Consider the following 10017-nt stretch of genomic DNA (forward strand, 5'->3'; position numbering starts at 1 on the left):
CTGTCGTTTTCCCCCAAAGCGGAGACTGGGGGCGTCTCGTGACTAGTTTCCCCCTTAAAGCGGAGACTGGTTGCCCTTTAATCGTAGACTGGCGCAACGGTCAGTCTCCTTTTCAAGGGAAGGCGGCGGCGCTTGGGCCAGGGGCCGTATCGGCGCAGCATGGCCTGGGCGACGTGCTCGGTGATCTCGACGCGGAACCGGCGGCGCGCCTCGTTGACCAGGCGATCGCAGCGCCAGCGCGGCGTGTATGGCGAGGCGGTGCTGATCCATTCGATCAGCTCTCTGGCCTGCGGTTCGGTCAGATACCGCCAGACCGGACGCTCCAGAGCGGCCTCAAGCCCGTCCTTCGCGCCGCGCCTGAGCCAGTTGTAGAGCGTGCGGGCCATCACGTCGGCGGCCTCGGCCGCCACCTCGACCGGCATCCCGTCACGCACGTCGGCGAGCGCCATCAGGCGCTGGCGACGATGGGGCAGCGGCTCGCGCATCGCCATCGCGCGCAACTCGTCGCCGCTTTGTGGAAGATTGTCGATCCAGGGACGCCACCATCCGCGATCGGCGGCGTGGACGAAGTTGGGAAGCGCGCCGAGCAGCACGGCTTCCACCTGGTCGCGGACGGCTTCGGGCAGATGCGGCCAGCGCTGCATCTGCCGGGCGACCCGCGATGCGTGCAGGAGTCCCAGCGCGAGCTGGAGACGGCGGGGCCAGGGCTGTGTCAGCCAGGCCAGGATGGTCAGCGCGTCGGCGCCGTCGTCGGCTGCGCCGAGCGGCGCGCAGCGCAGGTCATGCTCTATCCGGGCGAACAGCCTGGCGCGGTTCTGCGGCCTGGTGTCCAGCCACACGACGCCGAGCAGCGCATCGATCAGCGCCACCACGACCGGCCAGTCGAACATGCCGATCTCGGCCAGCGCGATGTCGCCGCATGGCCGCTGATCGAGCAGCAGTTGCTGGAGGTCGATCACCGCATCCGGCACGATGTGGCCGGGTGCGCGCGCAAGGTCGAACAGGCAGCGCTGGCAGCGGCCGAGCGCCATCTGCGCCTTGGCCCGCAGCATCGGCAGCCGCAGCTTGCCGCCGCATTGCGGGCAGGCGCGCACCAGCTTGACGCGGTGCCTCGCGCAGGCGCCGACCCATCCCACCAGCCAGTCGCGCCGGATATAGGGATCGTCGTCCTCGCTCAGGCACTCGGGGCAGACCCCCATGCGGCGGTTCTGTTGCGCGGGCTTCGCCACGACGAACCGCTGGCGGGCGAACCGCTCCGGCATCGCGTCGTCGATTCCGCTGTCCGGCCAGTCCAGCAGCGTCAGTGCGCGCACCCGCTCGGGGGGCACGCCCGTCGTGTCGGCGATGGTGTCGATCAGGCGCGGATCGGGCTTGCGCCACCATTCGGGATTGCGGGCAAGCGCCATCTCCGCATCGCCGAACAGCAGCCTCTCGGCCGCGATCCCGAACGGCGCGGCATAGCGCAGCAGCCACGACGGCAGCGCCTCGCCGGCGAGCGGCAGGACCGGCGCGGCGCGGGCCGCCGTCACCGGAGCCTGGGTGTCACCCAGTTCCGCCTCGAACAGCTCAACAGACATGGCGCCGCTCGGAGGGAGGCATGAACCCGATGCTGTCGATATCCTCGATCCTGATCCGCTCGGCGCCGGACGTCACCGCTTCCACCGCGCACAGCGTCACCAGCCGGACCACCTCGCCAAGGATGCCCTCGGCTGCGCTCAAGAGCTTCTGCGCCAGCGCCGGCTCCTCCAGCCCCGACGCCTCGCGCAGCGGCAACATCGACTCCAGCGTGTTGAGCAGCCGCATATATTCGTCGTCCGCCTGCCATGGCGGCAGGCGGAACGGTATGAACCGATTGGCGAGCTGGTCGTCGCTCTGGATGGCGCGCAGCGCCTCGGCCGTGCCCACCGCCACCAGCGGGATCTGCAACTCGTTGCCGAGCCAGCGCAGCAGGCTGAGCAGGCGCCGCTGCTGCATTCGCGTGCCGGTCAGGATGTTGTGGACCTCGTCGATGATGAGCATCCGCACGCTGGTCGCGCGCATCATCCGCATCGCGATGTCCTGCTTGGTGCTGAGCCGGTCGCTGCTCCGGTCGGGCGCGCCCAGCGCTTCCAGGATCGCGCCGAAGAACCGCTTCTCGTCGGGGCCGGGCGGCATCTGCATCTTTAGCACCGGCACCGCGACCGCGCTGTCGCAACCGCCCGCGCAGATGCCGGTGGCGTGGGTTCGCCTGAACTTGTCGACGATCATCGTCTTGCCGTTGTTGCTCGGACCCACCAGCAGCAGGTTCGGCATCCGCAGGCGCTTGGGGAACGTCAGCAGGTCATCCAGCTCGGCCAGGGCGGCCTCGGCCCGTGCATAGCCGATCCACCGATCGGTGCGGATGCGCCGCACCCGTTCCTCCGCCGGCGCATCGGCGAGCGGACGGACCTGCTCGAACAGGTGCGGATAGACCGTGTCCGTCACGTCCATTCCTCCACATTGGCGAACACCCGCCGGTCGGCGGGCAAGGGTTTGAGCTTCGCAACCGAGCCGACGCGGGATGCGGGCGCGGCGCTCGCGACGTCATCGCCCGGTCGGCGGGCGCGCTGGCGCCGTGCGGTCTTGGTGGCCGCGCTCGCCTGGTCGGCGATGCCGCGCATCGTCTCGATCGTGCGGAAGATCGTTTCCTCGTCGACCTGCGCTTTCCCGTCCTCGCGCAGCCGCTTGAGCGCGAGCCGATGCTCCCACAGGCTGATCGGCGGACGGCTGAGGTCGCCATAGGCGAGGTCGTAATATTGGCCGTCCGGCCCGAGCAGATACACGCGACTGAGGTCGCGCGGATCATAGCGCACCAGCATCTTCTCGCGCTCGCCGACCCAGGTGTGCAGCACGTCCGACCAGTAGCTGACCGAGTGCAGGAACACGCCCTCGCGGCGGACCAGACGGCGCTCGAACGGCAGGAAGTCGATGAGGAACCGACGCGGATCGCTTACCGCGACCGGCGTTCCGCGTCCCTCGTGGGCGCCGTCGCCGGCGAGGCCGCGCTCCCAGGCGGCGAGCGGCGGCATCCCGATCCCGCGATGCAGATCGCGGTGATAGAGGCCGACGATGGCATGGCCCAGCCAGCGCTCGATCTCGTCGAGCGTCATCGCCGCCGTCTTCTCGGGATCATAGTCGCCTTTCTCCCGCACGCTGGAGAAGGTCGTGCCCGGCAGCAGATGGACCTTGCCCATCATCGTGCCGATCAGCCGTTCGATATGCCCGCCATAATGGGGTGTGCGCACCGGCCGATAGTCGACCGCGATCCCATATTGCTCACAGCCGCGCCGCAGCGCCTCGGAGTGGAACTCCTTGGCGTTGTCGAGGTGCAGCCGCTCGGGCACGCCCTCGACCGGCCATGTCCCGGCGATGTCGCGCGCCATCATCCATCCCGCCTTGGGCAGGGCGGCATGGGCGAGGCACAGCGCGACGGACGTGGCGGACGGCGACTCCAGCGTCAGATGGAAGCCGGCGACGCAGCGCGAGTGGACGTCGATCGCGATCGTCAGCCACGGCCGCTGGATCGGTTGCCGGCTCACGCTGTCGACCGCCATCACATCGACCAGCGTATGGTCGATCTGGATCAACGCCAGCGGCCAGGGCGCATCGAGCGCGCCGGTCGCGGGGGCGAACCGATCCCGCGCGGCCTTGCGGCCCTCGCGCCTCGCCAGAACCTCCCTCGGCGCACGCTGGTCGATCCGCTTCTGCACGGTCTTCCGGCTCGGGCGCGGCAGGCCGAGCGTCCAGCAGCGCCGACGGATCTCGGTGACGAGATCGCTCACACGCGGCCGCTGGCGGGTCAGGAACATCTCGTCGATCGCCGCCTGGATCACCTCGTCGACCTCGGCGGCGAGCACCAGATCACCGTCCTTTCGGCCGCGCCGGCGCGGCAACATGCTGGTGACGCGCGGGTCCGCCTCGTAGCGGGCGAGCAGCTTGTAGATGAAGGATATGTCGAGGCCGAGCACGGCGGCCGTGGACTCGGCGTCCGCGCGCGTGCGGTCGGGGATCTCGGCGAGCGCGCGGATCGCCGCATGGCGCCGCCGCGCTTCCAGCCACTGGACCGCCGGCACTCCGCTCAGATCGGGCGTGCCGGCGGCGCTCATGCCGCCTTCACCAGCGTATCGACGCGGATGGATCGGGACAGGTCCGCAACCAGCATTCCGCGCGCGATCAGCCGCCATACCACGCCCAGCGCCTGCACCCGGTCCTGCGACGCCGCGCCGACGACCGCGCCGAAGGTCGGCGCCGCCAGCGACCGCGCTGCCATCATCGCCCGGCTCGCCACCGCACCGTCGATCGGCGCACTCCGCAGCGGCAGCAGCCTGCGGACATTGTCGAGACGTGCACCCCGTATGCCGCGTTCGGTGACGATCCTGAACCGGGCGCCGTCCTGCGCGGCGACGTGCCGGGCCGCAGCGAACGCCGGCCTCAGCCGCCGCCATTGCGTGCGCAGGTCTGCCCGATACTTGATCTCGACCAGCTCGGTCGCGCCGTCGCTCCAGGCGACGTGGAAGTCCGGCGTGTATCGCCGCGACTGGCCTTCGGCGTCGAACCGGATGGTGATCGGCTGCGACCGGATCGCCGCGCCCGCGTCGAGGAACTGCACGAGCATCACAAAGTCCCGTTCGAGCGCGCTCTCGTGCTCGATCGCCTCCCCATCGAGAGGCCGGAAGCCGGTCACATGCGACCGGCGACTGAGCGGGATGCGTCGCATCAGCTCCTCCGACTCGCGGTCATGCAAGGCGTCAATACACCCAGATGTTGGGGTCAGTCTACGATTTAAGGACCAAATCTATGATTCAAGGGAAATCAGACCATGCCCAAGAGTCCAGAAAGACTCACCTTTCCCCGCCGCCCAGACTCCACTTCAAGGGAAAGCGACATCCGCGCTGTGGATAAGCCGTGATGGGACTCGGCCTATCAGGAACCGCCGGACTCGGCCTATCGGGAACCGATGACTCGGCCTATCAGGAACCCAAACCGGCATTAACATTCTGGAATCGCTTGCCGATTCCGCCCTATAACTATGCTAACAATAAAGAATCCTTCGGATTCTTGCTAACGCTTGCCTGCACTGTGGACGCGCGGCCATTGTCGTTTTCCCCCAAAGCGGAGACTGGGGGCGTCTCGTGACTAGTTTCCCCCTTAAAGCGGAGACTGGTTGCCCTTTAATCGTAGACTGGCGCAACGGTCAGTCTCCTTTTCAAGGGAAGGCGGCGGCGCTTGGGCCAGGGGCCGTATCGGCGCAGCATGGCCTGGGCGACGTGCTCGGTGATCTCGACGCGGAACCGGCGGCGCGCCTCGTTGACCAGGCGATCGCAGCGCCAGCGCGGCGTGTATGGCGAGGCGGTGCTGATCCATTCGATCAGCTCTCTGGCCTGCGGTTCGGTCAGATACCGCCAGACCGGACGCTCCAGAGCGGCCTCAAGCCCGTCCTTCGCGCCGCGCCTGAGCCAGTTGTAGAGCGTGCGGGCCATCACGTCGGCGGCCTCGGCCGCCACCTCGACCGGCATCCCGTCACGCACGTCGGCGAGCGCCATCAGGCGCTGGCGACGATGGGGCAGCGGCTCGCGCATCGCCATCGCGCGCAACTCGTCGCCGCTTTGTGGAAGATTGTCGATCCAGGGACGCCACCATCCGCGATCGGCGGCGTGGACGAAGTTGGGAAGCGCGCCGAGCAGCACGGCTTCCACCTGGTCGCGGACGGCTTCGGGCAGATGCGGCCAGCGCTGCATCTGCCGGGCGACCCGCGATGCGTGCAGGAGTCCCAGCGCGAGCTGGAGACGGCGGGGCCAGGGCTGTGTCAGCCAGGCCAGGATGGTCAGCGCGTCGGCGCCGTCGTCGGCTGCGCCGAGCGGCGCGCAGCGCAGGTCATGCTCTATCCGGGCGAACAGCCTGGCGCGGTTCTGCGGCCTGGTGTCCAGCCACACGACGCCGAGCAGCGCATCGATCAGCGCCACCACGACCGGCCAGTCGAACATGCCGATCTCGGCCAGCGCGATGTCGCCGCATGGCCGCTGATCGAGCAGCAGTTGCTGGAGGTCGATCACCGCATCCGGCACGATGTGGCCGGGTGCGCGCGCAAGGTCGAACAGGCAGCGCTGGCAGCGGCCGAGCGCCATCTGCGCCTTGGCCCGCAGCATCGGCAGCCGCAGCTTGCCGCCGCATTGCGGGCAGGCGCGCACCAGCTTGACGCGGTGCCTCGCGCAGGCGCCGACCCATCCCACCAGCCAGTCGCGCCGGATATAGGGATCGTCGTCCTCGCTCAGGCACTCGGGGCAGACCCCCATGCGGCGGTTCTGTTGCGCGGGCTTCGCCACGACGAACCGCTGGCGGGCGAACCGCTCCGGCATCGCGTCGTCGATTCCGCTGTCCGGCCAGTCCAGCAGCGTCAGTGCGCGCACCCGCTCGGGGGGCACGCCCGTCGTGTCGGCGATGGTGTCGATCAGGCGCGGATCGGGCTTGCGCCACCATTCGGGATTGCGGGCAAGCGCCATCTCCGCATCGCCGAACAGCAGCCTCTCGGCCGCGATCCCGAACGGCGCGGCATAGCGCAGCAGCCACGACGGCAGCGCCTCGCCGGCGAGCGGCAGGACCGGCGCGGCGCGGGCCGCCGTCACCGGAGCCTGGGTGTCACCCAGTTCCGCCTCGAACAGCTCAACAGACATGGCGCCGCTCGGAGGGAGGCATGAACCCGATGCTGTCGATATCCTCGATCCTGATCCGCTCGGCGCCGGACGTCACCGCTTCCACCGCGCACAGCGTCACCAGCCGGACCACCTCGCCAAGGATGCCCTCGGCTGCGCTCAAGAGCTTCTGCGCCAGCGCCGGCTCCTCCAGCCCCGACGCCTCGCGCAGCGGCAACATCGACTCCAGCGTGTTGAGCAGCCGCATATATTCGTCGTCCGCCTGCCATGGCGGCAGGCGGAACGGTATGAACCGATTGGCGAGCTGGTCGTCGCTCTGGATGGCGCGCAGCGCCTCGGCCGTGCCCACCGCCACCAGCGGGATCTGCAACTCGTTGCCGAGCCAGCGCAGCAGGCTGAGCAGGCGCCGCTGCTGCATTCGCGTGCCGGTCAGGATGTTGTGGACCTCGTCGATGATGAGCATCCGCACGCTGGTCGCGCGCATCATCCGCATCGCGATGTCCTGCTTGGTGCTGAGCCGGTCGCTGCTCCGGTCGGGCGCGCCCAGCGCTTCCAGGATCGCGCCGAAGAACCGCTTCTCGTCGGGGCCGGGCGGCATCTGCATCTTTAGCACCGGCACCGCGACCGCGCTGTCGCAACCGCCCGCGCAGATGCCGGTGGCGTGGGTTCGCCTGAACTTGTCGACGATCATCGTCTTGCCGTTGTTGCTCGGACCCACCAGCAGCAGGTTCGGCATCCGCAGGCGCTTGGGGAACGTCAGCAGGTCATCCAGCTCGGCCAGGGCGGCCTCGGCCCGTGCATAGCCGATCCACCGATCGGTGCGGATGCGCCGCACCCGTTCCTCCGCCGGCGCATCGGCGAGCGGACGGACCTGCTCGAACAGGTGCGGATAGACCGTGTCCGTCACGTCCATTCCTCCACATTGGCGAACACCCGCCGGTCGGCGGGCAAGGGTTTGAGCTTCGCAACCGAGCCGACGCGGGATGCGGGCGCGGCGCTCGCGACGTCATCGCCCGGTCGGCGGGCGCGCTGGCGCCGTGCGGTCTTGGTGGCCGCGCTCGCCTGGTCGGCGATGCCGCGCATCGTCTCGATCGTGCGGAAGATCGTTTCCTCGTCGACCTGCGCTTTCCCGTCCTCGCGCAGCCGCTTGAGCGCGAGCCGATGCTCCCACAGGCTGATCGGCGGACGGCTGAGGTCGCCATAGGCGAGGTCGTAATATTGGCCGTCCGGCCCGAGCAGATACACGCGACTGAGGTCGCGCGGATCATAGCGCACCAGCATCTTCTCGCGCTCGCCGACCCAGGTGTGCAGCACGTCCGACCAGTAGCTGACCGAGTGCAGGAACACGCCCTCGCGGCGGACCAGACGGCGCTCGAACGGCAGGAAGTCGATGAGGAACCGACGCGGATCGCTTACCGCGACCGGCGTTCCGCGTCCCTCGTGGGCGCCGTCGCCGGCGAGGCCGCGCTCCCAGGCGGCGAGCGGCGGCATCCCGATCCCGCGATGCAGATCGCGGTGATAGAGGCCGACGATGGCATGGCCCAGCCAGCGCTCGATCTCGTCGAGCGTCATCGCCGCCGTCTTCTCGGGATCATAGTCGCCTTTCTCCCGCACGCTGGAGAAGGTCGTGCCCGGCAGCAGATGGACCTTGCCCATCATCGTGCCGATCAGCCGTTCGATATGCCCGCCATAATGGGGTGTGCGCACCGGCCGATAGTCGACCGCGATCCCATATTGCTCACAGCCGCGCCGCAGCGCCTCGGAGTGGAACTCCTTGGCGTTGTCGAGGTGCAGCCGCTCGGGCACGCCCTCGACCGGCCATGTCCCGGCGATGTCGCGCGCCATCATCCATCCCGCCTTGGGCAGGGCGGCATGGGCGAGGCACAGCGCGACGGACGTGGCGGACGGCGACTCCAGCGTCAGATGGAAGCCGGCGACGCAGCGCGAGTGGACGTCGATCGCGATCGTCAGCCACGGCCGCTGGATCGGTTGCCGGCTCACGCTGTCGACCGCCATCACATCGACCAGCGTATGGTCGATCTGGATCAACGCCAGCGGCCAGGGCGCATCGAGCGCGCCGGTCGCGGGGGCGAACCGATCCCGCGCGGCCTTGCGGCCCTCGCGCCTCGCCAGAACCTCCCTCGGCGCACGCTGGTCGATCCGCTTCTGCACGGTCTTCCGGCTCGGGCGCGGCAGGCCGAGCGTCCAGCAGCGCCGACGGATCTCGGTGACGAGATCGCTCACACGCGGCCGCTGGCGGGTCAGGAACATCTCGTCGATCGCCGCCTGGATCACCTCGTCGACCTCGGCGGCGAGCACCAGATCACCGTCCTTTCGGCCGCGCCGGCGCGGCAACATGCTGGTGACGCGCGGGTCCGCCTCGTAGCGGGCGAGCAGCTTGTAGATGAAGGATATGTCGAGGCCGAGCACGGCGGCCGTGGACTCGGCGTCCGCGCGCGTGCGGTCGGGGATCTCGGCGAGCGCGCGGATCGCCGCATGGCGCCGCCGCGCTTCCAGCCACTGGACCGCCGGCACTCCGCTCAGATCGGGCGTGCCGGCGGCGCTCATGCCGCCTTCACCAGCGTATCGACGCGGATGGATCGGGACAGGTCCGCAACCAGCATTCCGCGCGCGATCAGCCGCCATACCACGCCCAGCGCCTGCACCCGGTCCTGCGACGCCGCGCCGACGACCGCGCCGAAGGTCGGCGCCGCCAGCGACCGCGCTGCCATCATCGCCCGGCTCGCCACCGCACCGTCGATCGGCGCACTCCGCAGCGGCAGCAGCCTGCGGACATTGTCGAGACGTGCACCCCGTATGCCGCGTTCGGTGACGATCCTGAACCGGGCGCCGTCCTGCGCGGCGACGTGCCGGGCCGCAGCGAACGCCGGCCTCAGCCGCCGCCATTGCGTGCGCAGGTCTGCCCGATACTTGATCTCGACCAGCTCGGTCGCGCCGTCGCTCCAGGCGACGTGGAAGTCCGGCGTGTATCGCCGCGACTGGCCTTCGGCGTCGAACCGGATGGTGATCGGCTGCGACCGGATCGCCGCGCCCGCGTCGAGGAACTGCACGAGCATCACAAAGTCCCGTTCGAGCGCGCTCTCGTGCTCGATCGCCTCCCCATCGAGAGGCCGGAAGCCGGTCACATGCGACCGGCGACTGAGCGGGATGCGTCGCATCAGCTCCTCCGACTCGCGGTCATGCAAGGCGTCAATACACCCAGATGTTGGGGTCAGTCTACGATTTAAGGACCAAATCTATGATTCAAGGGAAATCAGACCATGCCCAAGAGTCCAGAAAGACTCACCTTTCCCCGCCGCCCAGACTCCACTTCAAGGGAAAGCGACAG

General features: G+C 69.0%; 8 protein-coding genes. All 8 read right to left on the reverse strand.

What is annotated here, in order from left to right:
- Positions 1 to 77: 77 nt before the first annotated feature.
- Positions 78 to 1577 (reverse strand): TniQ family protein, encoded by a 1500-nt coding sequence (locus WFP78_RS22955; protein WP_336966814.1) that lies wholly within the window; start codon positions 1575 to 1577, stop codon positions 78 to 80.
- Complete coding sequence (locus tag WFP78_RS22960) at positions 1567 to 2463, reverse strand: TniB family NTP-binding protein (RefSeq protein ID WP_336966816.1); 897 nt, start codon at positions 2461 to 2463, stop codon at positions 1567 to 1569. Before WFP78_RS22960 ends, WFP78_RS22955 begins: the two co-directional genes overlap by 11 nt.
- Complete coding sequence (locus tag WFP78_RS22965; protein WP_336966818.1) at positions 2460 to 4124, reverse strand: Mu transposase C-terminal domain-containing protein; 1665 nt, start codon at positions 4122 to 4124, stop codon at positions 2460 to 2462. The genes WFP78_RS22960 and WFP78_RS22965 overlap by 4 nt, the downstream gene beginning before the upstream one ends.
- Positions 4121 to 4735, reverse strand: coding sequence for a TnsA endonuclease N-terminal domain-containing protein (locus tag WFP78_RS22970; RefSeq protein ID WP_336966819.1), 615 nt, complete (start codon positions 4733 to 4735; stop codon positions 4121 to 4123). The genes WFP78_RS22965 and WFP78_RS22970 overlap by 4 nt, the downstream gene beginning before the upstream one ends.
- 454 nt (positions 4736 to 5189) lie before the next feature.
- A complete protein-coding gene (locus WFP78_RS22975) occupies positions 5190 to 6689 on the reverse strand; it encodes a TniQ family protein (RefSeq protein ID WP_336966814.1) in 1500 nt (499 codons plus the stop codon).
- Positions 6679 to 7575 (reverse strand): TniB family NTP-binding protein, encoded by an 897-nt coding sequence (locus WFP78_RS22980; protein WP_336966816.1) that lies wholly within the window; start codon positions 7573 to 7575, stop codon positions 6679 to 6681. The genes WFP78_RS22975 and WFP78_RS22980 overlap by 11 nt, the downstream gene beginning before the upstream one ends.
- Positions 7572 to 9236, reverse strand: coding sequence for a Mu transposase C-terminal domain-containing protein (locus tag WFP78_RS22985; RefSeq protein WP_336966818.1), 1665 nt, complete (start codon positions 9234 to 9236; stop codon positions 7572 to 7574). Before WFP78_RS22985 ends, WFP78_RS22980 begins: the two co-directional genes overlap by 4 nt.
- Positions 9233 to 9847: a TnsA endonuclease N-terminal domain-containing protein gene (locus WFP78_RS22990; RefSeq protein WP_336966819.1), complete on the reverse strand. Its 615-nt coding sequence runs from the start codon at positions 9845 to 9847 to the stop codon at positions 9233 to 9235. Before WFP78_RS22990 ends, WFP78_RS22985 begins: the two co-directional genes overlap by 4 nt.
- Positions 9848 to 10017 lie beyond the last annotated feature (170 nt).

The sequence above is a fragment of the Sphingobium aquiterrae genome (assembly GCF_037154135.1).
Lineage (GTDB): Bacteria > Pseudomonadota > Alphaproteobacteria > Sphingomonadales > Sphingomonadaceae > Sphingobium > Sphingobium aquiterrae.